Source organism: uncultured Microbacterium sp. (genome assembly GCF_947489255.1).
GTDB lineage: Bacteria > Actinomycetota > Actinomycetes > Actinomycetales > Microbacteriaceae > Microbacterium > Microbacterium phycohabitans.
This window is the reverse complement of record NZ_CANLCY010000002.1, coordinates 549,172-573,161: the sequence shown is the minus strand read 5'-3', so window position 1 is coordinate 573,161 and position 23,990 is coordinate 549,172. Positions and strand designations below refer to the sequence as shown.

General features: G+C 71.8%; 18 protein-coding genes. 2 read left to right on the top strand and 16 right to left on the bottom strand.

Going from position 1 to position 23,990, the window contains the following annotated elements:
• Window positions 1–163: 163 nt before the first annotated feature.
• From rpe to pyrR, 14 genes are all read right to left on the bottom strand, one after another.
• Window positions 164–835, bottom strand: a complete 672-nt coding sequence (rpe, locus tag Q0818_RS06665) for a ribulose-phosphate 3-epimerase (protein WP_298872939.1) — start codon at window positions 833–835, stop codon at window positions 164–166.
• Between the two features lie 110 nt (window positions 836–945).
• The gene (locus Q0818_RS06660; protein WP_298872938.1) at window positions 946–2,316 is read right to left on the bottom strand and encodes a transcription antitermination factor NusB; all 1,371 of its coding nucleotides are present in this window, start codon (window positions 2,314–2,316) and stop codon (window positions 946–948) included.
• Entirely contained in the window at window positions 2,313–3,230 is a 918-nt protein-coding gene (gene fmt / locus Q0818_RS06655) for a methionyl-tRNA formyltransferase (RefSeq protein WP_298872937.1), read from the bottom strand. Before fmt ends, Q0818_RS06660 begins: the two co-directional genes overlap by 4 nt.
• 47 nt (window positions 3,231–3,277) lie before the next feature.
• Window positions 3,278–5,260 carry a primosomal protein N' gene (locus Q0818_RS06650; RefSeq protein ID WP_298872935.1) on the bottom strand — a complete coding sequence of 661 codons (1,983 nt, stop codon included), beginning with the start codon at window positions 5,258–5,260 and terminating at the stop codon, window positions 3,278–3,280.
• A 196-nt stretch (window positions 5,261–5,456) separates the two neighbouring features.
• A complete protein-coding gene (metK, locus tag Q0818_RS06645; protein WP_298872934.1) occupies window positions 5,457–6,650 on the bottom strand; it encodes a methionine adenosyltransferase in 1,194 nt (397 codons plus the stop codon).
• Between the two features lie 106 nt (window positions 6,651–6,756).
• The gene (gene rpoZ / locus Q0818_RS06640) at window positions 6,757–7,011 is read right to left on the bottom strand and encodes a DNA-directed RNA polymerase subunit omega (protein ID WP_055837405.1); all 255 of its coding nucleotides are present in this window, start codon (window positions 7,009–7,011) and stop codon (window positions 6,757–6,759) included.
• 204 nt (window positions 7,012–7,215) lie between these two features.
• A complete protein-coding gene (gene gmk / locus Q0818_RS06635) occupies window positions 7,216–8,121 on the bottom strand; it encodes a guanylate kinase (RefSeq protein WP_298872933.1) in 906 nt (301 codons plus the stop codon).
• Complete coding sequence (gene pyrF / locus Q0818_RS06630) at window positions 8,114–8,974, bottom strand: orotidine-5'-phosphate decarboxylase (RefSeq protein ID WP_298872932.1); 861 nt, start codon at window positions 8,972–8,974, stop codon at window positions 8,114–8,116. The genes gmk and pyrF overlap by 8 nt, the downstream gene beginning before the upstream one ends.
• Window positions 8,971–12,258 (bottom strand): carbamoyl-phosphate synthase large subunit, encoded by a 3,288-nt coding sequence (gene carB, locus Q0818_RS06625; protein ID WP_298872931.1) that lies wholly within the window; start codon window positions 12,256–12,258, stop codon window positions 8,971–8,973. Before carB ends, pyrF begins: the two co-directional genes overlap by 4 nt.
• Window positions 12,251–13,432, bottom strand: a complete 1,182-nt coding sequence (carA, locus tag Q0818_RS06620; protein ID WP_298872930.1) for a glutamine-hydrolyzing carbamoyl-phosphate synthase small subunit — start codon at window positions 13,430–13,432, stop codon at window positions 12,251–12,253. Before carA ends, carB begins: the two co-directional genes overlap by 8 nt.
• Window positions 13,429–13,929, bottom strand: a complete 501-nt coding sequence (locus Q0818_RS06615) for a hypothetical protein (protein ID WP_298872929.1) — start codon at window positions 13,927–13,929, stop codon at window positions 13,429–13,431. The genes carA and Q0818_RS06615 overlap by 4 nt, the downstream gene beginning before the upstream one ends.
• Window positions 13,926–15,248, bottom strand: coding sequence for a dihydroorotase (locus Q0818_RS06610; RefSeq protein ID WP_298872928.1), 1,323 nt, complete (start codon window positions 15,246–15,248; stop codon window positions 13,926–13,928). Before Q0818_RS06610 ends, Q0818_RS06615 begins: the two co-directional genes overlap by 4 nt.
• A complete protein-coding gene (locus Q0818_RS06605) occupies window positions 15,245–16,213 on the bottom strand; it encodes an aspartate carbamoyltransferase catalytic subunit (RefSeq protein WP_298872927.1) in 969 nt (322 codons plus the stop codon). Before Q0818_RS06605 ends, Q0818_RS06610 begins: the two co-directional genes overlap by 4 nt.
• Entirely contained in the window at window positions 16,210–16,740 is a 531-nt protein-coding gene (gene pyrR, locus Q0818_RS06600; RefSeq protein WP_298872926.1) for a bifunctional pyr operon transcriptional regulator/uracil phosphoribosyltransferase PyrR, read from the bottom strand. Before pyrR ends, Q0818_RS06605 begins: the two co-directional genes overlap by 4 nt.
• Before the next feature lie 155 nt (window positions 16,741–16,895).
• Here pyrR and Q0818_RS06595 point away from each other — a divergent pair, with 155 nt between their 5' ends.
• Complete coding sequence (locus Q0818_RS06595; protein WP_298872925.1) at window positions 16,896–18,479, top strand: HNH endonuclease signature motif containing protein; 1,584 nt, start codon at window positions 16,896–16,898, stop codon at window positions 18,477–18,479.
• A gap of 303 nt (window positions 18,480–18,782) precedes the next feature.
• On the opposite strand, the gene Q0818_RS06590 is transcribed toward Q0818_RS06595, so the two are convergent.
• Window positions 18,783–20,366 (bottom strand): MBL fold metallo-hydrolase, encoded by a 1,584-nt coding sequence (locus tag Q0818_RS06590; RefSeq protein WP_298872923.1) that lies wholly within the window; start codon window positions 20,364–20,366, stop codon window positions 18,783–18,785.
• A gap of 142 nt (window positions 20,367–20,508) precedes the next feature.
• On the opposite strand from Q0818_RS06590, the gene Q0818_RS06585 reads away from it, so the two are divergent.
• A complete protein-coding gene (locus Q0818_RS06585) occupies window positions 20,509–20,904 on the top strand; it encodes a tautomerase family protein (RefSeq protein ID WP_298872922.1) in 396 nt (131 codons plus the stop codon).
• A 34-nt stretch (window positions 20,905–20,938) separates the two neighbouring features.
• On the opposite strand, the gene Q0818_RS06580 is transcribed toward Q0818_RS06585, so the two are convergent.
• Window positions 20,939–23,983 carry a DEAD/DEAH box helicase gene (locus tag Q0818_RS06580; RefSeq protein ID WP_298872921.1) on the bottom strand — a complete coding sequence of 1,015 codons (3,045 nt, stop codon included), beginning with the start codon at window positions 23,981–23,983 and terminating at the stop codon, window positions 20,939–20,941.
• Window positions 23,984–23,990 lie beyond the last annotated feature (7 nt).

Below are 23,990 nucleotides of genomic sequence, written 5' to 3'. Positions count from 1 at the left end.
CTTCCAGGGTATCGGGTCGCGGGGGGTGGGGTTGTCGCGGGGTGCGGCCGACAGGGCCCGGCCTCGATAAACGCCGCTGCGTGCGAGACACGCGGAGAGACGGCGTTTCTCCGCAGGAACGGCGTTTATCGAGGTCGCGGCGGTGCCCTGAGCGGCGGCGCCGTCAGTGGCGGTGGCGGGCGGCGGAGGCGCGCAGCGACTGGATCGCGCGATCGGGGTCGTCGGCTCCGAACACCGCGGACCCGGCCACGAACGTGTCGGCCCCGGCTTCGGCGGCCTGGGCGATCGTGGACTCGCCGATACCGCCGTCGACCTGCAGCCAGACGCTCGACCCACGGCGCTTCGCCTCATCGGCGAGGGCGCGGAGCTTGGGCATCGTCTCGGGCATGAACGACTGCCCGCCGAAGCCGGGCTCGACGGTCATCACGAGGATCTGGTCGAACTCGTTGAGCGAGTCGAAGAGGTTGTCCACGGGGGTGCCGGGCTTCACCGCCACCCCGGCGCGCGCGCCGATCGCGCGCAACTGCCGCGCGAGCGCGACCGGTGAGGCGGCCGCTTCGAGGTGGAAGGTGACGGATGCCGCGCCGAGCTCGGCGTAGGCGGGAGCCCAACGGTCGGGGTCGTCGATCATGAGGTGCACGTCGAGGGGCACCGGGCTGGTGTCCTGAATGCGCCCCACCATCTGCGGTCCGAACGTGAGGTTGGGCACGAAGTGGTTGTCCATCACGTCGACGTGCACGAAGTCCGCGCCCGCGATGCGCGCGAGCTCGGCCTCCATGTTCACGAAGTCGGCGGCGAGGATGCTCGGGTTGATGCGGGGAGCGTCGATAGGCACCCGACCATTATGGGCGCGTTCGCCGATCGCGTGAGTCGCCGGAAATCGTCGCTCCGATCCGGACAGAAGCGACGATTGCCGGCGACTCGCGCGGGGTGTTCGAACGCGACTCAGCGCTTGCGGAGCAGGGCGATCGACATGGCGTCGGTGCCGTGGCGGTGCGGCCAGAGCTGGGCGCGCAGCGAGCCGTCGGCCTGGTCGGGCAGATCGATGTCGTCGACCGCCACCTCGCGCACGACGGCACGCGCGTCGAGCTCCTCCACCTCGTCGCCGAGCGTCCGCATCACCTCGGCCAGCACGCCGGAGGTCTCGGCCAGGTGCGGGGAGCACGTGACGTACGCCACGACCCCGCCCGGCTTCAGGGCCTCGAACGCCGCGAGCACGAGCTCGAGCTGCAACGCGGTCAGGTCGGGCACATCGGCCGGCGTCTTTCGCCAGCGCGCCTCGGGACGACGGCGCAGGGCCCCGATCCCGGTGCACGGTGCGTCGACGAGGATGCGGTCGTACTCCCCCGCGGAGCGCGCCGCGCGCTCGCGCCCGTCCTCCTCGCTCACCTCGACCTCGAGCGGGACGGATGCCACGGCCTGCCGCACGAGTCCCGCCCGCGCCGGGGCGATCTCGTTGGCGTCCAGCCGGGCGCCCTGGGCGAGGGCCTCCGCGGCCAGGAGCGCGGTCTTGCCGCCGGGACCGGCGCACAGGTCGAGCCAGCGCTCCCCCGCGCGCACGGGGAGGGCTCGGCTCAGCGCCAGGGCGGCGAGCTGCGAACCCTCGTCCTGCACGCGGACGCGCCCGCCCGTTTCGCGGATGAGGTGCTCGGGGTCGCCCCCGCGCGTGGTGAACGCCGTCGGCGCGAAGCGGGCGGGCGTGGCGTCGTCCGGCACCTCGGCGAGACCGGGAAGCGCGATCATCGCCACGCGCGGAGCGACATTGTCGGCCTCCAGCAGGCCGGGGAGCTCGTCGGCGCGTCCCTCGGCGGTCAGGGCGCGTCGGAGCGCCCGCACGATCCACACCGGGTGCGAGGTCGTGAGTCCGATGCGCTCGTCGTCGCTGCGCGCCCCCTCGGCGATGCGCTCCATCCAGTGCCCCGGGTTGTCGCGCGAGACGCGCCGCAGCACGGCGTTGGCGAAGCCCGCGGCTCCGCGTCCGCCCCCGTTGCGCCGGGCGAGCTCGACCGACTCGTTGACCGCCGCGTGCGAGGCCACGCGCGTGGACAGCAGCTGATGCACGCCGAGACGCAGCGCATCCAGCACCGCGGGATCGATGCGGTCGACCGTGCGGTCGGCGGCGATCGCGATGATCGCGTCGTACGTCCCGCGACGGCGAAGAGTGCCGTACGTCAACTCGGTCGCGAGCCCCGCGTCTTTGGCATCCAGCCCCTGCCGGGCGATCGCGTGCGGCAGCAGGAGGTTGGCGTAGGCCTCGTCACCCGAGACGGCGCGGAGCACCTCGTACGCGGCGGCGCGCGCTCCCTGCACGCTCATGCGCCGAGCACCGGCTGGTCGGTGCGCAGGCCCCGGAACCAGTCGCCCGCGTTCATCGCGCCCTTGCCGGCCGGCTGCACGCTCTCGAGCCGCAACGGAGAGGTGCCCGTGCCGACGAGGATCTCCTTCCCGGATGCCACGACCCGGCCGGGCGGCACGGGCGGCGCGTCGGACGCCGACGCGCGCAGCACCTTGAAGCGCGCGCCGTCGAAGCTCGTGTGCGCGCCGGGCTCGGGGGTGACGCCCGCGATCTGATGCAGGAGCGAGGCGGCATCCCGGGTCAGATCGAGCGCACCGTCGTCGAGGGTGAGTTTGGGGGCCAGGGTGGGCTCCCCCGCCTGCGGGACGGCCCGGGCGGTACCGTCGGCGATGCCCTCGACCACGCGCGCGAGCAGGGGCGCGCCGATCACGGCGAGGGCGTCGAGCACATCGGCCGAGGTCGCCCCGGGCGGCACGTCGTAGCGTTCCTCCGCGAAGACGTCTCCCGCGTCGAGGGCGACGACGAGCTGGAACACGCTTGCACCCGTGACCTCGTCTCCCGCGATGAGGGCGCGCTGCACGGGGGCGGCTCCGCGCCACTTGGGCAGCAGCGAGAAGTGCAGGTTGATCCAGCCGTGACGGGGGGTCGACAGCAGGGGTTCGCGCACCAGTCCCCCGTACGCCACGATCACGCCGAGCTGCGGTTCGAGCGCGGCGATGCGGGCCGTGGCGTCGGCGTCGAGGCGGTCGGCCTTGATCACGGGGAGGCCGAGCTCTTCCGCAGCCTGCGCCACGGGAGACGGCGTGAGGACGCGCTTGCGCCCGAGGGGGGCGTCGCCGCGCGTGACGACCGCGGCGATCTCGTGCGGACCGGATGCCAGGGCGCGAAGGGACGGGACGGCGACGGCGGGGGTACCGGCGAAGACGAGGCGCATGGTTCTCCTCTGACTCTCGGGGACGGATGGACGGGTGCGTGACCCGCTCAGAGATCGGGCTCGGGGATGTCGAGGCGGACTCTGAGCGTACTGCGCGGCTTCGGACCGCGATCCTTGCGCGACCGGCGCGCGCGGAGGGCGTCGGCGATGACCCCGGCACGCAGCGCGTCGGCGACGGCGCGTCCGTGGGCGTAGTCGAAGCGCACCAGTGCGCGGGCCGTCGCGGTATCGGGGTCGGTCGAGGTGTCGACCGGACCGAGGATCGCGAGCGCGTCCAGATCGGGCACCGTCTCGCGCAGGGAGGCCAGCAGCGTGTCGACGCTCCGGGCGTGTCCGTCGACGCTGGCGACGCGCACGGCCGGCGGCATCCGCAGGGGGGCGCGGTCGGCCAGCTCGGCGCGGGCGTAGGCGGGCTGCGTCCACGTCGCGAGCGCCCGCGCGACGGGACCCGCGACGCCGACGAGGTGCACGGGGGCGCCGGGGGCGGCCAGGGCGGCCGCGTTCGACCACCAGCGCAGGCAGTGCTCGCCGATGCGCAGCGCCTCGTTCTGGAGCATGCGGTCGCCGTCGAGCAGGATCACGGCCCGGTAGCCGCCGCGCGCGAGCGGCTCGGCGCCGCGCGTGGCGATGACCAGGGCCGGGGTGGCATCCACCTCGGCGACCTGGTGCGCGCCGTCGGCGATGATCACCCGCGTGTGGGGGAACGCGCGGCCCAGCTCGTCGGCGGTGCGCTCGCTGCCCGACGAGGCCATGCGCAGCTTGACCGAGCCGCAGTGCCCGCACGTCCAGGCGTGGGCGCTGCGGCCGCACCACGCGCACACCGGGGTCGCCCCGGGACGCGCGGCTCGCAGGGGACCGGCGCAGTGCTGACACCGCGCGGGGCGGCGGCAGTCGGCGCACACGAGCGTCGGCGCGTAGCCCGGGCGCGCCACCTGCACGAGCACGGGACCGTGCTGCAGGGCCTCCCGGGCGGCGGCGAAGGCCGACGAGGGCACGCGCGACTGACGCTGCTCGCCCTCGCGCGTCGCGCTGAGCACGACGCGCGGGCTGGGCCGCCTCGCCTGCGGCACCTCGCGCACGTAGCCCACCTCGACGAGGCGCTGCACGTCGGTCGTGCGGGTGTGGCCCGCGAACAGGAGCGCCGAGTGCTCGATCTCTTGTCGCACGAGGGCCGCGTCGCGCGCGTGCACCCCCGGCGAGAGCGGTTCGGCGAGAAGGGAGTCGCCGTCGTCCCAGAGGGCGACGAGGCCCGTGTCGTGGGCGGGGGCGTACACGGCCGAGCGGCGCCCGACGACGATGCACGGGACGGGGGCGAGGGTGCGCAGGTACTGGCCGTAGCGCGCGGGGCCGGACTGGTCGGCGTCGTCGCGGACGATCGCCTCGGCGGGCACGAGCTCCCCGAGCGCGGCCAGCAGCTGCGCCTGGTCGCGGTAGTCGGGGACGACCAGCACGACGCTCTTGCCCCGCGCGAGGGTGCGGGTGGCGGCGGCGGCCAGCAGGTCGGCCCAGGCTCCCCTCGGCAGTTCGGCGTGCGGACGCGGCGGGGCGTCGACCGCGAGGCGTTCTCCGGCGTCGAGCGCGGCCCCGAGCCCGGGATAGGCGCCGAGCACCTCGTCGGCGCGTTCGCGCGCTGCGGGCACGACGTCGGGAGCGGTCGGTGCGGGAGCGGCGGCCCACGCCTTCTCGGCGCGCACCATGCGCTTGGGGACGGCCAGACGCAGGATGTCGCTGACGGAACCGGCCGCGCGATCGGCCACGCGCCGCGCGAGCGTGTACAGCGGCGCGGGGAGCACGGGCGTCGTCGACACCACCGCCTCGACCGAGGACAGCGGACGTTCGGTGCCGTCGTCGGCGACCACCTCGACCACGAAGGCATCCATCATGCGCCCCGCCGACCGCAGGGGAACCTTCACCCGCACGCCCGGCTCGACCTCGGCGACGAGCGGGTGCGGGATGGCGTAGTCGAACAGACGGTCGAGCTGGGGTACGGGCGATTCGAGCTGCACGCGCGCGACGCGGCGCTCGCTCACCGTGGTCCTCCCCCGCGCACCGCCTCGAGCACCGGTCGCTCGGTGCGACGGCCCTCACGGTCGCGTCGCCGCCCGCGCCCCTCGGCGTGGCACGGCAGGAGATCGACGCGTGAGCGGTCGATCGCCCCCGTGTCCGTGCGCAGCGGTGTGCTCGGAGCGCGACCGCGTCCGGTGCGCGCGACGCCCACCCGCACCGTCAGAGTCCGGCGGCCGTGCGCAGCTCGTCGACGCGGTCGGTGCGCTCCCACGTGAAGTCGGAGAGCTCGCGGCCGAAGTGCCCGTAGGTCGCCGTCTGCGCGTAGATCGGGCGCAGCAGGTCGAGCTGCTCGACGATCGCCGCCGGGCGCAGGTCGAACACGTCGCGGATGGCCTTCACGATGACGTCGTCGGCGACGTGCGCGGTGCCGAACGACTCCACGTACAGGCCGACGGGGTTGGCCTTGCCGATCGCGTAGGCGACCTGGACCTCGAGGCGATCGGCCAGCCCCGCGGCGACGGCGTTCTTGGCGACCCACCGCATCGCGTACGCGGCGGAGCGGTCGACCTTGGAGGGGTCCTTGCCGCTGAAGGCGCCGCCACCGTGGCGGGACGCTCCCCCGTAGGTGTCGATGATGATCTTGCGGCCGGTCAGGCCGGCGTCGCCCTTGGGGCCGCCGATGACGAAGGGCCCGGCCGGGTTGATGTAGTACTTCACGTCGGGGAGCTCGAGGCCGGTCTCGGCGAGCACCGGGTCGATGACCGCGGCCTGCACCTCGGCGCGCAGGTCTTCTTGCGAGATGTCGGGGTGGTGCTGCGTGGAGAGCACGACCGAGTCGACGGTGCGGGGGGTGAAACCGTCGTAGCCGAGGGTGACCTGCGTCTTGCCGTCGGGGCGCAGGAACGGCAGCTCGCCGCTCTTGCGGACGGATGCCAGCCGCTCGGCGATGCGGTGGGCGGTCCACGCGGCCATCGGCATGAGCTGGGGGGTCTCGTTCGTCGCGAAGCCGAACATGATGCCCTGGTCGCCCGCACCCTGCAGGTCGCGCGGGTCGACGGAGCCGCGCTCGCGCTGCTCGAAGGCCTTGTTGACCCCGGCCGCGATGTCGGAGGACTGCGCGCCGATCGACACGCTCACGCCGCAGGATTCGCCGTCGAAGCCGGTGTCGCTGGAGGTGTAGCCGATGCGGTTCACCACGTCGCGCACGATCGCGGGGATCTCGACGTAGGCGCTCGTCGACACTTCTCCGGCCACGTGCACGAGCCCCGTGGTGACGAGGGTCTCGACCGCCACGCGACCGGTGGGGTCGTCGGTGAGGATCGCGTCGAGGATGCTGTCGGAGATCTGGTCGCAGATCTTGTCGGGGTGTCCTTCGGTGACGGACTCGGACGTGAACAGGCGCAGGTCGGTCAAGACGACTCCGGGAGGGTAGCGAGCGGGGAACGGGCACAAGTATGCCCCGGGTGGCTCCAGGCCGCCCGGGGCATCGTCACATCTGTGAACAGATCACACCTGTGGATCATTCGGCGGCGCGAAGGCGCAGCTTGTCCTCGTGGATCTCGTGCAGAGCGATCGTCAGCGGCTTGTCCTCGACGGTGGAGTCGACGAGCGGACCCACGTTGTCGAAGAGGTTGCCCTCGTGAAGGTCGGAGTAGTAGTCGTTGATCTGACGCGCACGCTTGGACGCGTAGATGACGAGCTGGTACTTCGAGTCGACCTTGTCGAGCAGAGCGTCGATGGGCGGGTCGATGATGCCCTTGTCACGTCCGGCCATGGGGAACCTCCTGGTTCGGCGGATGGGGTGGATGCGGCGCTGGAGCGCCGAAGCATCCTCTTATTCTAGCCGACGCCCGCCCGGGCTGTGCCGAGGGTCGTCGGGTGGGTCGTGCCCCCGATTCGGGGCGCGTTTCCCGCGTCGGGGCGCGGAATTCACGCCCCGACGCGAGGATGGCGCCCCGGAACCGGCTGTGAGCCCGCGTCAGTGCTGCGCCGCGGCGAGCGCGACGACCTGGGCGGCGGCGTGCGCCACCTCGTCGTTCACTACGCGGTAGTCGAACTCGTTCTGCGCCGCGAGTTCCACGCGCGCCGTGCGCAGGCGACGCGCGCGCTCCTCGGCATCCTCGGTCCCCCGCCCGACCAGGCGCTGGACGAGCTCGTCCCAGCTGGGCGGCAGGAGGAAGACGAGCGTCGCCGACGGGTCGGCCGCGCGCACCTGACGCGCACCCTGCAGGTCGATCTCGAGCAGAGCCGTGCCGCCCTCGGCGAGCACCCGTTCGATGGGAGCGCGCGGGGTGCCGTAGCGGTTCTTGTTGTGGACGACGGCCCACTCCAGCAGCTCCCCCGCGGCGACGAGTCGGTCGAACTCCGCGTCGTCGACGAAGTAGTAGTGCTCCCCCTCGACCTCTCCCGGTCGCGGCGCGCGCGTGGTCGCCGAGACCGAGAGGTGGATCTCGGGGTAGTTCTGCTTGATGTGGGCGGCGACCGTGCCCTTGCCCACGGCGGTGGGCCCGGCGAGCACGATCAGGCGGCTGCGTCCCTCGCGCGGCCCGGGCTCGGGCCACCGGGTGTCGAGGAAGTCGCGCAGCGCGTCGCGCTGGCGGATGCCGAGACCTCCGAGGCGCTTCACCGGCGAGATGGCGAGGGAGGCGAGGATGCGGTCGCGCTTGCTCTCCCCGATGGCCGGGATCGCGGTGAGGAACTCGGTGACGCGCATCGCCCCGGCCGGAGACAGCGGGTCGGCGAGACCCCGCCGCAGCAGCTCCTGCGGGGAGATCACGCGGGTGGAGACATCGCGCTTCAGTGCGGCGCGCTCGCGGCGCGCCTCGACGGCGCGGCGCGAGGCGGCGGCGCGGTCGACCTCGGGCGGACGACGGGTTTCAGCCATGCAGGGACTCCCGGTAGAGCGCGGCGCGCTCGTCGATGCGGGCGGCGAGGCGGTCGGGTCCGACCGCGAGGATGCTGCGACTCTCGTTGGCGACGACGGCGGATGCCACGTAACCGAACAAGCGGCGCAGGTCGGCGGGCGCGGCCCCCTGCGCGCCGAAACCGGGAGCGAGGATCGGCATGCCCGCGAGCGCCACGTCGCCGAGGCCGAACGCGGAGCGGTCGACGGTCGCCCCGACCACCACGCCGACCGGGCCGAGGGCTCCGGGGGCGCCGATGTTCGCCTGGTTGACGTCGTGCGCCACGCGGGCTGCGACGTGCTCGTGATCGCCCACCGCGAGGGCGTCGTCGACGATCGCGCTCTGCAGCGCGCGCGCCTCGGGGTTGCTCGTCGCGGTCAGCACGAACGCGCCCTTGCCGTGGTGCACCGCCACGGACAGCGCCTCGCGCAGCGAGTCGGCGCCGAGGTAGGGCGAAAGGGTCACGGCATCCGCCTCGAGGGGAGAACCCGGCTCGAGCCAGGCGTGCGCGTAGCCCTCCATGGTCGTGCCGATGTCGCCGCGCTTCGCGTCGGCGATCACGAGCAGACCCGCATCCCGAGCGGCGGCCATCACGTCTTCCAGGGCCGCGAAACCGCGGGAGCCGTAGCGCTCGTAGAACGCCACCTGCGGCTTGACCACGCCGACCCGGCCGCGAGCGGCCTCGACCGCGCGCAGGCCGAACTCCCGCGCGCCCTCGGCCGTGGCATCCAGCCCCCACGCCGACAGGAGTGCGGCGTGGGGGTCGATGCCGACGCACAGGGCGCCGTGCAGGTCGAGGGCGGCGGAGAGTCGCTGACCGAACGTCTCGCTCACAGGCGTCCCGCGCGATCCACGGCGTACTCCTGGAGGCTGCGGACCTCGAAGCCGTCCTTCATCGCGCCGAGGGCGCTGACGGCGGCGCCGAGCACGGCCATCGTCGTGAACAGGGCCTTGTCGGCGGCCACGGCCGCCGCGCGGATCTCGTAGCCGTCGGCGCGGGCGGTGCCGCCCGAGGGCGTGTTCACGATCATGTCGATCTCGCCGGCGTTGATCAGGTCGACCACGTTCTGCTGGCCGGAGCCCTGCGTCTCGGAGTACTTCTCGACCACCTTCACGCGGATGCCGTTGCGGGCGAGGATCTCGGCCGTGCCCTCGGTCGCCATGAGCTCGAAGCCGAGCTCCTGGAGGCGGTGGGCGGGCAGGATCACCGCGCGCTTGTCGGCATCGGCCACCGAGATGAACACGGTGCCGGAGGTCGGCATGCCGCCGTAGGCGGCCTCCTGCGACTTCGCGAACGCGGTCGGGAAGTCGCGGTCGATGCCCATGACCTCGCCCGTGGAGCGCATCTCGGGGCCGAGCACGCTGTCGACGGTGTGCCCGTCGGCGGTGCGGAACCGCTTGAAGGGCAGCACGGCTTCCTTGACCGCGACGGGCGCGTCGAGCGGCACACGCGAGCCGTCGCTCTCGGGCAGCAGGCCCTCGGCGATCAGCTCGGCGATCGTGCTGCCGGACATGATGCGGCTGGCGGCCTTGGCGAGCGGGATGCCGAGCGCCTTCGACACGAACGGTACGGTGCGGCTCGCGCGCGGGTTCGCCTCGATGACGTACAGCACGCCGGCCGAGATCGCGAACTGCACGTTGAGCAGTCCGCGGACGCCGACGCCCTTCGCGATCGCGAGGGTCGCCTCGCGCACGCGGTCGACCTCGGTGCGACCGAGCGACACCGGCGGCAGTGTGCACGAGGAGTCGCCGGAGTGGATGCCGGCCTCCTCGAGGTGCTCCATCACGCCGCCGATGTAGAGGTCGGTGCCGTCGTACAGCGCGTCGACGTCGAGCTCGATCGCGTCGTCGAGGAAGCGGTCGACCAGCAGCGGCAGGCCCGGTCCGATGATCGCCTGGTCGGCGACGCGCACGAAGTAGTCGCGCAGGGCGTCGGTCGAGTAGACGATCTCCATGCCGCGACCGCCGAGCACGAAGCTCGGACGAACGAGCACGGGGTAGCCGATCTCCTCGGCCACCGTCACGGCGCCCTCGACGTCGATCGCGGTGCCGCTGCGCGGGGCGACGAGACCGGCCTCGTCGAGCAGGCGCGAGAACAGCTCGCGCTCCTCGGCGAGGTCGATCGCCTCGGGGCTCGTGCCGAGGATCGTGTAGCCCGCCGCCTCGATGCCCTTGGCCAGGCCCAGCGGCGTCTGACCGCCCAGCTGGCAGACCACGCCGAGGATCGTGCCCGACTGGCTCTCGGCGTGCAGCACCTCGAGCACGTCCTCGAGCGTCAGCGGCTCGAAGTACAGGCGGTCGGAGGTGTCGTAGTCGGTCGACACGGTCTCGGGGTTGCAGTTGACCATGACCGTCTCGTACCCGGCGTCCGACAGGGCGAACGAAGCGTGCACGCACGAGTAGTCGAACTCGACGCCCTGGCCGATGCGGTTGGGGCCCGATCCGATGATGACGACCTTGGTGCGCTCCGAGGGGGTCACCTCGGTCTCGGCGTCGTAGGACGAGTAGTGGTACGGCGTGAGCGCGGGGAACTCCCCCGCGCACGTGTCGACGGTCTTGTAGACCGGGCGCACGTCGAGCGCGTAGCGCGCCTCGCGCACCTCGGCCTCGGCGAGACCGCGGATCTCGGCGATCTGGACGTCGCTGAAGCCGTGCTCCTTCGCGACGCGGAGGGTGTCGGCATCCAGGTTCTCGGCCGCCCCGATGAACTCAGCGACCTCGTTGATCAGCACGATCTGGTCGATGAACCACGGGTCGATCGCCGTGGCGTCGAACGCCTGCTCGGCCGTCGCGCCCTTGCGCAGCGCCTGCTGCAGCACGACGATGCGGCCGTCGGTGGGGGTCTGGGCGACCTCGAGCAATTCGTCGACCGAGCGCGACTCCTCGCCCCAGTGGAAGCTCGACCCGCGCTTCTCGAGCGAGCGCAGCGCCTTCTGCAGGGCCGTGGTGTAGTTGCGCCCGATCGCCATGGCCTCGCCCACCGACTTCATGGTGGTGGTGAGGGTGGTGTCGGCGGCGGGGAACTTCTCGAAGTTGAAGCGCGGCACCTTCACCACGACGTAGTCGAGCGTGGGCTCGAAGCTCGCCGGGGTCACCTTGGTGATGTCGTTGGGAATCTCGTCGAGTCGGTAGCCGATCGCGAGCTTGGCGGCGATCTTGGCGATCGGGAAGCCGGTGGCCTTCGATGCCAGCGCCGAGGAGCGCGAGACGCGCGGGTTCATCTCGATGACGATGATGCGGCCCGTCTTCGGGTCGACGGCGAACTGGATGTTGCAGCCGCCGGTGTCGACGCCGACGGCGCGGATGATGTCGATGCCGATGTCGCGCAGGCGCTGGTACTCGCGGTCGGTCAGGGTCAGCGCGGGCGCCACCGTGATCGAGTCGCCGGTGTGCACGCCGACCGGGTCGACGTTCTCGATCGAGCAGACGACGACCGTGTTGTCGGCGGTGTCGCGCATGAGCTCGAGCTCGTACTCCTTCCACCCGAGGATCGACTCCTCGAGCAGCACCTCGTTGGTGGGCGAGTCGTGCAGGCCCGCGCCGCCGATGCGGCGGAGGTCGGCCTCGTCGTACGCGAAGCCCGAGCCGAGGCCGCCCATCGTGAACGAGGGGCGGACGACGAGCGGGTAGCCGAGCTTCTCGGCACCGGCGAGCAGTTCGTCCATGGAGTGGCAGATGACGGATGCCGCGACGTCGGCGCCCGCCTCGATGACGAGCTCCTTGAAGATCTGGCGGTCCTCGCCGCGGTTGATCGCGTCGAAGTCGGCGCCGATCAGCTCGACGTCGTACTTCTCGAGGATGCCGCGCTTGTGCAGCTGGATCGCCGCGTTCAGCGCGGTCTGTCCGCCGAGGGTCGGGAGAACGGCATCCGGCTTCTCCTTGGCGATGATCGACTCGATCACCTCGGGGGTGATCGGCTCGATGTAGGTCGCGTCGGCGAAGTCGGGGTCGGTCATGATCGTCGCCGGGTTGGAGTTGACGAGGATGACGCGCACGCCCTCTTCGCGCAGCACGCGGCACGCCTGGGTGCCGGAGTAGTCGAACTCGCAGGCCTGACCGATGACGATCGGGCCGGAACCGATGACGAGGACGGAGTGGATGTCGTCGCGCTTAGGCATTCTTGGTCTCCGTGTTGATCTGGGTGTTCGCGATCACCATGTCGCGGAAGCGGTCGAACAGGTAGTTGGCGTCGTGCGGACCCGCGGCGGCCTCGGGGTGGTACTGCACGCTGAACGCGGGGATGTCGAGGGCGCGCAGACCCTCCACGACGTTGTCGTTGAGGCCGATGTGGCTGACCTCGACGCGACCGAAGCCGGCCGGGCTGTCGATCACCGCGTCCAGCGGTGCGTCGACGGCGAACCCGTGGTTCTGCGAGGTGATCTCGACGCGACCCGTCGTCTTGTCGAGCACGGGCTGGTTGATGCCGCGGTGGCCGAACGGCAGCTTGTAGGTGCCGAAGCCGAGGGCGCGGCCCAGCAGCTGGTTGCCGAAGCAGATGCCGAAGAAGGGCAGGCCGTCGCCGAGGACGGCGCGCAGCAGCTCGACGTGCTGGTCGGATGCCGCGGGGTCGCCGGGGCCGTTGGAGTAGAACGCCGCGACCGGCTCGATCGCGCGGATCTCGTCGATCGTGGCGGACTGCGGGAACACGTGCACGTCGAAGCCGCGGGCGGCGAGGTTGTCGATCGTGGACCGCTTGACGCCCAGGTCGAGCACCGCGAGGTTGCCGATGCGCTCGGCCGTCGCGGGGGTGACCTCGACCTCGGTGACCGAGACCTCGGCCGAGAGGTTGCGGCCCGCCATGCCCGGGGCTTCGAGCACGCGGCGCAGCTGCTCCTCGGCATCCAGGTGAGCGGCCTCGCCGGAGAAGACGCCGCCGCGCATGCTGCCCGAGGAGCGGATGCGGCGGGTGACCGCCCGCGTGTCGATGCCGGAGATGCCCACGATGCCGTCGTCGACGAGCGCCTCGTCGAGCGAGCGGTCGGCGCGCCAGTTCGACACCATGCGCGAGGGGTCTCGCACGACGTAGCCGGCGACCCAGATGCGCCGCGACTCGGGGTCTTCGTCGTTGACGCCGGTGTTGCCGATGTGGGGTGCGGTCTGCAGCACGATCTGGCCCGCGTACGAGGGGTCGGTGATCGTCTCCTGGTAACCGGTCATGCCGGTGGCGAAGACGACCTCGCCGAGGGTCTCGCCGCGAGCGCCGTAGGCGCGGCCGGTGTAGCGGGTTCCGTCTTCGAGGACGAGGACGGCGGGTTCTCGCGTGGACAGCGAGGAGGGGATCAGGGAGGTCATGCGTCGCTTCCTGTCGAGGTGAGGGGGCGGATGGCGTCGGCCAGTGCTTTGGCCGAGGCCTCCTGAGGGCGGAGGTAGGTGTCGACGACCGTGTCGTCGTCGATGCGCCAGCTGACGCGCGTGAGGCCGTCGCGCTCGACCACGCGGTCGATCGCGACGGTTGCCTGAGCGGCATCCACCAGGCGGTCGCGGGTGAGCGCGATGCGGGGCTGGCCCGGGAGGTCGAGCGCGACGCCGGCCGAGGTGACCGTGACGTCGACGCGGGAGCGGAAGCCGAGACCCTTGATCGCGAGACGCTCGAGCGGCTCGTCGTGTCGGGTCGTGGCGACGTAGAGCCCCGAGAAGACCGCCGTTTCGACGGCGTCCGCGGGCAGCTCCCCCACCGGGGCGGTGTAGCGCGCATCGCGCCGCGTTCGTCGCACCCAGGCCCACGCGAGCAGCGCGAGGAGCGCGACGGCGACGCCGATCATGACGATCAGGGCGCCCTCTCGCGTCACGAGAGGACCCCGGGCGCGTCGAGCACGGCGCCGTCGACGACGGTCGGGATGCCGGCGCGCACGGTCCAGCGCACCTCGCCGGGGAGCTCCCGGCCGAGGTACGGCGAGTTGGTGCTGCGCCCGCGCAGGTCGTCGAGTCCGAACGTGCGCGAGGGACGCGGGTCGTAGAGCGTGAAGGTCGCCGGCTGGCCTGCGGACACGGGCGTGCCGTGCCCGTCGAGGCGGCCGATGCGCGCCGGGGTCGCCGACATCACGCGGGCGACGTCGGCCCAGTCGAGCAGGCCGGTGTCGACCATGGCGTGGTGCACGACGCGCAGCGCGCTCTCGAGGCCCACCATGCCGTTCGCCGCGGCGGCCCACTCGCAGGCCTTCGCCTCGGTGGGGTGCGGGGCGTGGTCGGTGGCGACGATGTCGATCGTGCCGTCGGCCAGGCCCTCGCGCACCGCCAGGACGTCTTCTTCGCGACGCAGGGGCGGGTTGACCTTGAACCGGGCGTCGTAGTCGCGCACGAGCTCGTCGGTCAGCAGCAGGTGGTGCGGGGTGACCTCGGCGGTGACGTTCACGCCGCGCTTCTTGGCCCAGCGGATGATGTCGACCGAACCGGCGGTCGAGAGGTGGCACACGTGCAGACGCGAGCCGACGTGCTCGGCCAGCAGCACGTCGCGCGCGATGATCGATTCCTCGGCGACGGCCGGCCAGCCGGTGAGGCCCAGCTCGGCCGAGACGGCGCCCTCGTTCATCTGCGCGCCCTCGGTCAGACGCGGATCCTGGGCGTGCTGGGCGATGACGCCGCCGAACGCCTTCACGTATTCCAGCGCCCGGCGCATGATCAGCGGGTCGAAGACGCAGAAGCCGTCGTCGCTGAACACACGGACGCGTGCGCGGGAGTCGGCCATGGCGCCGAGCTCGGCGAGGCGCTCGCCCTTCTGCCCGACGGTGACGGCGCCGATCGGCTGCACGTGCACGTAGCCCGCGGCCTCGCCGAGCGCGAGCTCCTGCTCGACCACTCCCGCCGTGTCGGCGACCGGAGAGGTGTTGGGCATCGCGAAGACGGTGGTGAATCCGCCGGCGGCGGCGGCCCGGGACCCGGTGAGGATGGTCTCGGATGCCTCGTACCCGGGCTCGCGCAGGTGCACGTGCAGGTCGACCAGCCCCGGGAGGGCGATCAGGCCATCGGCATCCACGACCGTCGCGCCCTGGTGCGACAGGCCCGAGCCGGTCTCGGCGATGACGCCGTCGCGGATGAGGAGGTCGGTGGCATCTTGACCTTCGACGCGCGCGCCGCGCACCAGAAGGGTCTGGGGGGTGGCGTGGCTCATCGGAGGTCCTCTCTCTCGCTGTCGGGCCGCTCGCCCGCCAGCAGCAGGTACAGCACGGCCATCCGCACGGAGACACCGTTCGTGACCTGCTCGAGCACCGTCGAGCGCGGGGAATCGGCGGCTTCGGCGGAGATCTCCAGGCCCCGGTTCATCGGACCGGGGTGTAGGACGATGCTACCGCCCGGTAGGGCCTGCAAACGCCGCGCGTCGAGGCCGTAGCGGCGGGAATACTCCCGTTCAGTCGGGAAATACGCCGCACTCATGCGCTCGAGCTGGATGCGCAGCATCATCAGTGCGTCGGGTCCGGCGGCGATCGCGCGGTCGAGGTCGTACTCCACCTCGACGGGCCAGCCGCTGACGTCCTGCGGCACGAGGGTGGGCGGGGCCACCAGCGTGACGAGCGCACCGAGGGTGTGCAGGAGCCACACGTTCGAGCGCGCGACGCGCGAGTGCAGCACGTCGCCGACGATCGTGACCCGGATGCCGGAGAGATCGCGGCCGCGGCTGTCGTCGCCGAACAGGCGCTTGCGGATCGTGAAGGCGTCGAGCAGGGCCTGAGTGGGGTGCTCGTGGGTGCCGTCGCCCGCGTTCACCACGCCGGCGCTGATCCAGCCGGAGGTCGCGAGGGTGCGCGGAGCGCCGGATGCGCCGTGGCGGATGACCACGGCATCCGCCCCCATCGCCTGCAGCGTCTGAGCCGTGTCCTGCAGGGACTCGCCCTTGCTGACGCTCGAGCCCTTCGCCGAGAAGTTGATGACGTCGGCGGAGAGGCGCTTGGCGGCGGCCTCGAACGAGATGCGCGTGCGCGTGGAGTCCTCGAAGAAGAGGTTGACCACGGTCTTGCCGCGCAGCGTCGGCAGCTTCTTGACCTCGCGGCTCTGGGTGTCGGCCATGTCCTCGGCGACGTCGAGGATCTCGAGCGCCTCGGCGCGCGAGAGGTGCTGGGTGTCGAGGAGGTGCCTCATGACTCGATCGTCACCTCCTCGATGCCGTCGATCTCGGCGAGGCGCACGTTGACGCGCTCGTCGCGGGCGCTGGGGAGGTTCTTGCCCACGAAGTCGGGGCGGATCGGCAGCTCGCGGTGGCCGCGGTCGATCAGGGTGGCCAGGCGCACGGCGGCGGGGCGGCCGATGTCCTGCAGGGCGTCGAGGGCGGCGCGGATGCTGCGGCCCGAGAACAGCACGTCGTCGATCAGCACGACGGTCTTGCCGTCGATGCCCCCGGCGGGGATCTCGGTCTTGCGCGGAGCCCGCGTGGGATTGCGGTGCAGATCGTCGCGGTACATGGTGACGTCGAGAGAGCCGACCGGGACGGCCGCTCCCCCGAACTCGCCGACGAGGGGGCCGATCCGGTTCGCGAGCGTGACGCCGCGGGTCGGGATGCCGAGGAGGACGAGTCCCTCCGGTCCCTTGTTGGACTCCAGGATCTCGTGCGAGATGCGCGTCAAAGCGCGGGCGATGTCGGCATCGTGCATGACGGTGCGCGTGTTCATCCGCCGCTCCCTTCTCCGCCTCACGGGACGGGGTTAAAGGTTGCTGTGGTTCTTCGTCGAGTCTAGCGGGTGCGGGCGGGTGAACCCTGGGCGGTTGCGGGTGGTGTCGCGCTCCGGCGCTGGTGGCTCGATGACGGCGTTCGTACATTTGTTCTATGAAATCGCACGCGCCGGTCGACCGCCTTCGGGCGGCGAGCGACCGCGTCGTCGCGCTGGTGACGGGCCGGGAGGTCGAGGAGCTGGACGACCGCGAGCTCCTGACGCTGGTGAGCGAGATCACCGCCGCACGCAACGCCCTCGATGTGCTGGCGGCCTGTGCGGCGCGCGTCATCGACGCGCGCTCGGCGCGCGAGCGGGGCGGGGCAGGGCTGGCGCAACGTCAGGGCCACCGGAATGCCACGGACTTGCTGCAGACGCTGACCGGGCGGAGCAGGCGGGAGGTGTCGCGGGCGGTGAAGACCGGGGGCGATCTGCTGCCCTCGCTGCGTTCCTCGATCGCGCCCGGCGGGGGTGGTCCTACGGCCACTCCGGGCGTCGTACCCGAGAACGCCGGCGAGGAGTGGCTCGACCGCATGAGCGGGGCGCTTCGAGACGGGACGCTCAGTCACGCGCAGTTCCAGGCGATCCGCTTGGGGTTGGGCGAGCCGCCCGTCGAGAGGTATCCCGAGCTCGACCCGGCTTTTCTCCCCCGCGCCTGGGTGACGGCCGTCGAACGGTTGATCGACGAAGCAACGCACGTGCCGGTCGAAGAATTGCGGGCGTCTGCGCGGATCGCGCGCGATCGCCTCGACCCCGTCGGCGTGACGCTGCGGTTCGAGGAACGCTTCGCCGCTCGGTCATATCGTTCGTGGGTCGACGAGCACGGGCAGAGGCACGGCCGGTTCGTGTTCGACGACGATGCGGCGGCGTGGGTCGACGCGATCCTGCAGGCGGCGTTGCGGCCGCGGCGGGGTCCGCGGTTCGTGGATGCGGGTGCGGGCGCGGGCGCGGGCGCGAGCGCGGGCGCGGACGCGATGGTGGGTGCCGTCTCCGACGAGCGGTCGGGCGAGCAGATCGCGTACGACACCCTGATCGCCGTCCTGCGCACCGGGGCGGCGGCCGATCCGGCGCAGGCGTTCGGCGACCGGCAGCCCGGGGTGCGGATCGTGGTGGAGGCGTCTGCGCTGACGACGGCCGGGAAGGGAAGCGCCGGCGGGAGCCCGGGCGGAGGGGTACCGCGCATGGTCGACGAAGTCGGCGGCGCGGCGGCGAGCGTCGAGACGGCCGTGCGCGGCGTCGGGCACCTCGAAGACGGTGGGGATGCCCTTCCCGGCGGGGTGGTCGAGAGCTACCTGTGCGACGCGGGTGCGGTGCCGGTGACTCTCGGCGATGCGGGTCGGCCACTCGATGTCGGCCGACATCAGCGTCTGTTCACGCGCGCCCAGCGGATCGCGATCGCGGTGCGCGATGGCGGTTGCGTCGGCATGGGATGCCGTGCCCCGATCTCGCAGTGCGAGATGCACCACATCGATCACTGGGCCTCGGATCGCGGCAGAACCGACGTCGACGACGGCGTTCCGCTCTGCCGAAACCATCACCTCGGGCTCCACAACCGGCGCGAGAGGATCGTGCGGGAGCGGGACCCCGTGACCGGCCGGGATACCTACTGGCTGCACGCCCCACCCGACCCGCGCACCGGCGAGGCGCGGCCGCCCGTGCAGCTGCGGTCGAGATCTCCGCGCCGCTTTGACGCGGCCTGAAGCGGTCCGGGACGGATGCGGATCGCCCGGAAGGGGTGTTCGGCGAGGGGTGCGCGCAGGGGGCGTGCGTCGGGGGGAGCTTTGTGGGGTGCGCGCAAAGAGCGTGCGCCGGTGGTCGAGCCGCGACAGGCTCGGCGACGTCGTCAACGTCAGGTACGGGCCGTCACCGGCACTCCACGTATCCCCGTCGGCCCCCTGTTCGGTCCGCTCGAAGCCGACCGCATGGAGCAGCCATCCCCACTCGGCGTCCGCCACGGAAACGTCGGCGACCCACACCGCGACGTGATGGAGCCCCGGCGAGGATCAGCCCGCGGCGACCTCGGCGGCGGCGCGCTCGCCGCTCGGCGTGGTGCGCACGCGCGACGAGCGGATCGGGTGACCGGTCGTCGTCAGGCAGCGACCGGTCTCCAGGTCCCACTTCCAGTCGTGCAGCGAACAGGTCAGCACGCCGTCCTCGATCTTGCCGGTCTTCGTCAGGTCGGCACGCAGGTGCGGGCAGCGACGCTGCACGGTCCAGTCGCCGATCTCGGCATCCTCGGTCTGATCGCTCTGCTCGGCGTACCAGTTCTCGACGTACTCGATGCGGTCGCGCGAGAGGCACTTGAGGAACGTCGTGAGGAACTCGTTGAACTTGCCCGAACGCCCCACCTCGAACTGCATCGACAGGAAGATCGAATTCGACCAGTCGATCTCGTGGTCGCGGATGTTGGTCGACACGAGGTCGGCGGGGATCGTGTACCAGTAGATGCACTCCTCCCCCGCGTATTCGCGCAGCTTGGCCTTGGGGAAGTCCACGACCATGTCGAGCTCGCCGATGCGGAACCGCACCACGCCACCGACGCCGTTGCGGATCGTGCGGGCGCGACGCAGCAGCGGCTCCCACCACTCCTTCAACGCGGCGAGCATCTCGGCGGGCGGGATGACCTCGGCACGCGTCGCCTCCTCGGCCGTGATCTCGGCCTGACGGCTGTCGCGCTGCTCGGCGAGGTAGTTCCACTTGTCGCCGAACACGCGCTCGATCTCGGCATCGGTGTACAGCGTCTGGGTGACGGTGACGTCCGCCCCCTGCACCTCGACCTCGGTGCCCGGGAGGAACAGGTAGCCCTTCTGGTCGGGGCGCTGCTCCTTCATGTGCGCGAGGAACTCGCGCTGGTCGGTGAAGATCGAGTCGTTCTCCAGGCCCGTGCCGTTGTAGCGGAACAGCTCCTCGCGCAGGAACATCGGCGGGCCCGCCATGGGGAAGACGTGCTCGGCATCCACCTTCTCGATGTAGTACATGGCGCGCTTGTTCTGCGCGTCGCGCTTGAGCTGGGCGAAGTTCTGCTTGGCGTCCTGGGGCAGGTCGTAGACCATCGGCCACCAGATCGCGCCCGACACTTGGGTGAAGTAGGCGTCGGGCTTGCCGAAGTCGAACAGCTTCTCCAGGTCGAGGGGGTGCGAGTCGTTCTGGTTGAGGATGGATGCCGTGCCGTCGTCGAGTGACAGCGACGAGTCGCCGATGGGCCCATCCGACGGGGCGCGCAGCGGCGTCACCATGAGCTTCAGGTCGCCGAACTGCAGGGGCACGCCCGCCTCGGTGCGCACGATGTTCGTGTAGCCGAGGGCGAGGAGGTCCTGCTCGAGGTCGTCGGTCGGGTACTCGGGCAGGAGAACCTTGATGTCCTTCGGCACGTAGCGCTCCAGCAGTGCCGGATCGAAGTGATCGCGATGGCGGTGCGAGATGTAGAGGAAGTCGGCCGTGCCGAACCGCTCCCAATCGAGAGCGCGATTGTCGGGGAACGGGAACCACGAGCCGAAGAAGCTCGGACCGAGGACGGGGTCGCAGATGATGCTGCCGCCGCGCGTCTCGATGAACATTCCCGCGTGGCCGAGGCCGGTGATCTTCATGCCGCTCCTGTGTCGTTGGCGAACCCGTCGAGTCTACGCGGGGCTCCGGGAAGAGGCCTGAGAGGGGCGGGGGTGTCCGCGTCAAGCCGTCCGCACCCACACTCACCGGAGGTAGCGTGCAGAGCCCCACGAAAGGACCCCCATGCCCCTGGTGATGATCGACACGATCCGCGGACGCTACGACGAGACCGAGCTGCGCACGATGCTGGACGCCGTGCAGGATGCCGTCGTCGAGGCGTTCGGAGTTCCCGACACCGACCGCTACCAGATCCTCACGCAGCACGAGCCCTTCGAGCTGATGGCGTTGGACACCGGACTCGGCATCGAGCGCTCGGAGCGGCTCGTGATCGTGCGCCTGTCGTCGAAGCAGCGCACCGACGACGCCAAGGTCGCGCTGTACCGCCTGCTCGCGGAGAAGCTGCACGAGCGGATCGGACTCGCCGGGAGCGACCTCGTCGTCAGCGTCACCGAGAACGGTGATGCCGATTGGTCGTTCGGTCACGGCCGCGCTCAGTTCGTGACGGGCGAGCTGGGCTGATCGCGCAGCCGACGAGGGCGCCGCCGCGCGTGCGTCACGGCCCCAGCAGACCCCGGATGTCGTCGGCGTCGAGGGATGCCGCGAACGCCTCGCCGTCGCCGATCACCGCGTCGAACAGCGCGGCCTTGCGCTGCTGGAGCGCGCGCACCTTCTCCTCGACCGTGCCGGCGGCGATCAGCCGATAGACGAACACGCTCTCGGTCTGCCCGATGCGGTGCGCACGGTCGATCGCCTGGTTCTCCGCCGCGGGGTTCCACCACGGGTCGAGCAGGAACACGTACTCGGCCTCCACGAGCGTCAGGCCGAATCCGCCCGCCTTCAGGCTGATGAGGAACACCGGGGCATCGCCCTCGCGGAATCCCTCGACCACCTCGCCCCGCCGAGCGGTGCTCCCGTCGAGATGCGCGTAGGTCAGGCCCGCCGCATCCAGACGCTCCGCTGCGAGATCGAGGAACGAGGTGAACTGGCTGAACACCAGCGCGCGGTGCCCCTCGGCGGCGACCTCGACCAGGCGCTCGAGGAGCACGTCGAGCTTCGCCGAGCCCAGATGCGCATCGCGCTCGTCGACCAGGCCCGGGGCCAGCGCGAGCATCCGCAGCAGCGTGAGCGACCGGAACACGATGAAGCGCTGACGATCGAGGTCGTCGAGCAGCCCGAGCACCTTCTGCCGCTCGCGCTGCAGCACCCGGTCGTAGACCTCCTGATGCGCCGGGCCCAGCGGCACCACGATCTCCTGCTCCTGCTTGGGAGGAAGATCGGCGGCCACGACGTCTTTGGTGCGCCGCAGGAGGAACGGCCGCACCCGGCGACGGAGGCGATCCAGCGTCTTCTCACGATGCGCGCTCGACGCGGCGGCGGAGAGTGCCGTGGGCTGGTCGGTCGGCAGCTGCTCGATGGCGCGGGTGTAGTCCTCGCGGAACTGCCGGATCGAGGGGAAGAGCCCGGGCGCGGTCAGCGCCAGCAGCGCCCACAGATCGTCGAGGCCGTTCTCGATCGGCGTCCCCGTCGCGGCGAAGACGGCGTCGGTGGACAGGGCCCCGATCGCGCGGTGGATCCGCGTCGCGGGGTTCTTCACGAACTGCGCCTCGTCGAGCACGACGCCCGACCAGTGCGGGACGGCGAACTCGGCGGCATCCGCCCGGACGACGCCGTAGGAGGCCACCACCACATCGGCATCACCCGCGAGGGCGGCGACGGTGTGCTCGCGGCGCACCGCCGTGGCCTCGATCACGCGCACGCGGAGCCCCGGGGCGAAGCGCGCCGCCTCGTCGCGCCACGTGGGCAGCACCGAGGTGGGCGCGACGACCAGCCACGGGCGCCGGTCGCCGAGCGCGCGGGTGTGCGCGATGAGGGCCAGCAGTTGCAGCGTCTTGCCGAGTCCCATGTCGTCGGCCAGGATGCCGCCGAGCCGGTGCCCGTGCAGGAGCGCGAGCCACGAAAGCCCGTCGCGCTGATACGGCCGCAGCGCGGCGAGGAAGCCCGGCGGCGTCGGCACGGCGGGTACCTCGTCGGCCTCGCGCAGTGCCCGCGCGAGGCCGCGCCACTCGACGGCGGCCTCGGACTGATCGGCGAGGTCTTCGAACTCGGACCACAGCGCGAGGTGCGTCCGCGGAAGGCGAGGGCCGGTCTCCCACTCGTCGAGTGCCGCGGCCTCCTCGAGCAGGTCGCGCAGGCGCTGCAGCGAGGGATGCGCGAGCGAGAACCATGCCCCGTCGGACAGCTTGATGCGCGTGCGGCCCCGCGACAGCGCCGAGAACAGCGTGCCGAACGGGATCGTCCGCCCGTCGATCGTGACCACGATGCCCAGGTCGAACCAGTCGCGGTCGACGGATTCGACGGCCGTGACGCGCAGCGTCGGATCGCCGCGCAGCTCGCGGAACGCCGGAACGGCGCCGCTCGTGCGCACCCGCACCTCGTCCACCACGTCGACGGCGGGGAGCACGCGCGTGCAGAACGCGGCCGCATCGGCGTCGTGCAGGCGCGCGCGGGCGGCGATGGGCAGATCGGATGCCGTCATCCAGGCGGTCTCGAAACGCTCGCCGATCCGGGCTTCGGCGCGCGGGTCGCGCTCGGAGCCGCTCGTTCCGGCATCCACCGCGTCGAGGGCGACCGACTCGGGGGCGACCGTGGCACCGGAGCCCTCACCGCTGGCCGCGCGGGCGGGACCGGTGCCGGGGTGCTCGCTGTCGTACGCGAAGCGGAGGGACCCCGGGTACACCCAGTCGAGGCGGTACGAGACCTCGTCGTCGGCATAGGTCACCGCGACCTCCAGCGTCGGCCGCGCGGCGGGTGGCGCGGGGACCCCGGCGCCCACCGCCAGCGGTGCCCGGCGCGCCAGACGCGGGTAGGCCTCCGTGAGGAACTCCTCCGCCTCCGCGCGCGGGATGTCGACACCGTCGGTGCCCACCAGGGCGGGCAGGGGCGCCGGCAGGGGGACGGGCGCCAGCACGATCGGCACCGGATCGCGCTCGAGCGCGAAGGTGAACAGTCCCGATGAACCGATCGCGCGCGCGTGCGCGGCCGGCACGGACTCGCCGTCGACCGAAACGCGGGCGGTCAGGCGCAGCCCTCCCCCGCCCACCGCGTCGATGGCCACGCGCGCCTCTGCGGAACCGGCCAGTCGCACGCTCTGCTGCGGGTGCATCGCGACGATCGGGATGCCGAACTCCCCCGCCGCGGCCAGATGCGACCACAGCAGCGGGGAGTCGACGGCGTCGAGGGCCACCGTGTCGCCCGAGGCGGCGAACGGTCCGGTCGTGCGCAGCGCCTGAGCAAGGGCGTGCAGCTCGGCGAACCACCGGACGTGGGCCGGGTCGAAGCGTCCGGAGGATCGGCGCACGGCATCCCAGGTGGCATCCGCTCGGATCCATGTCTCGCGGGCACCGCGCACGAGGGGGCGGGCGACGAGCTGCAGGTCGTCCTGCCGTCGGGCGAGCAGGCGGGGCGTCACCGCCACGACGGCTCGCGCTTCCCAGCGCGCCGGGTCGTAGGCCTCGCGCTGGCGCAGCTCGACGCCCAGGGCGAGCGCATCGAACGACGCACGCTCCGCCCCGGGCAGCAGGTCGCGCCACGAACTCACGGAATGA

Coding starts and splice junctions, on each gene's coding strand:
- Q0818_RS06660 (WP_298872938.1), bottom strand. CDS start 2,316: ATGAGCGTGCAGGGAGCGCGCGCCGCCGCGTACGAGGTGCTCCGCGCC.
- fmt (WP_298872937.1), bottom strand. CDS start 3,230: ATGCGCCTCGTCTTCGCCGGTACCCCCGCCGTCGCCGTCCCGTCCCTT.
- rpoZ (WP_055837405.1), bottom strand. CDS start 7,011: ATGGCCGGACGTGACAAGGGCATCATCGACCCGCCCATCGACGCTCTG.
- gmk (WP_298872933.1), bottom strand. CDS start 8,121: ATGGCTGAAACCCGTCGTCCGCCCGAGGTCGACCGCGCCGCCGCCTCG.
- carB (WP_298872931.1), bottom strand. CDS start 12,258: ATGCCTAAGCGCGACGACATCCACTCCGTCCTCGTCATCGGTTCCGGC.
- carA (WP_298872930.1), bottom strand. CDS start 13,432: ATGACCTCCCTGATCCCCTCCTCGCTGTCCACGCGAGAACCCGCCGTC.
- Q0818_RS06610 (WP_298872928.1), bottom strand. CDS start 15,248: ATGAGCCACGCCACCCCCCAGACCCTTCTGGTGCGCGGCGCGCGCGTC.
- Q0818_RS06605 (WP_298872927.1), bottom strand. CDS start 16,213: ATGAGGCACCTCCTCGACACCCAGCACCTCTCGCGCGCCGAGGCGCTC.
- pyrR (WP_298872926.1), bottom strand. CDS start 16,740: ATGAACACGCGCACCGTCATGCACGATGCCGACATCGCCCGCGCTTTG.
- Q0818_RS06595 (WP_298872925.1), top strand. CDS start 16,896: ATGAAATCGCACGCGCCGGTCGACCGCCTTCGGGCGGCGAGCGACCGC.
- Q0818_RS06590 (WP_298872923.1), bottom strand. CDS start 20,366: ATGAAGATCACCGGCCTCGGCCACGCGGGAATGTTCATCGAGACGCGC.
- Q0818_RS06585 (WP_298872922.1), top strand. CDS start 20,509: ATGCCCCTGGTGATGATCGACACGATCCGCGGACGCTACGACGAGACC.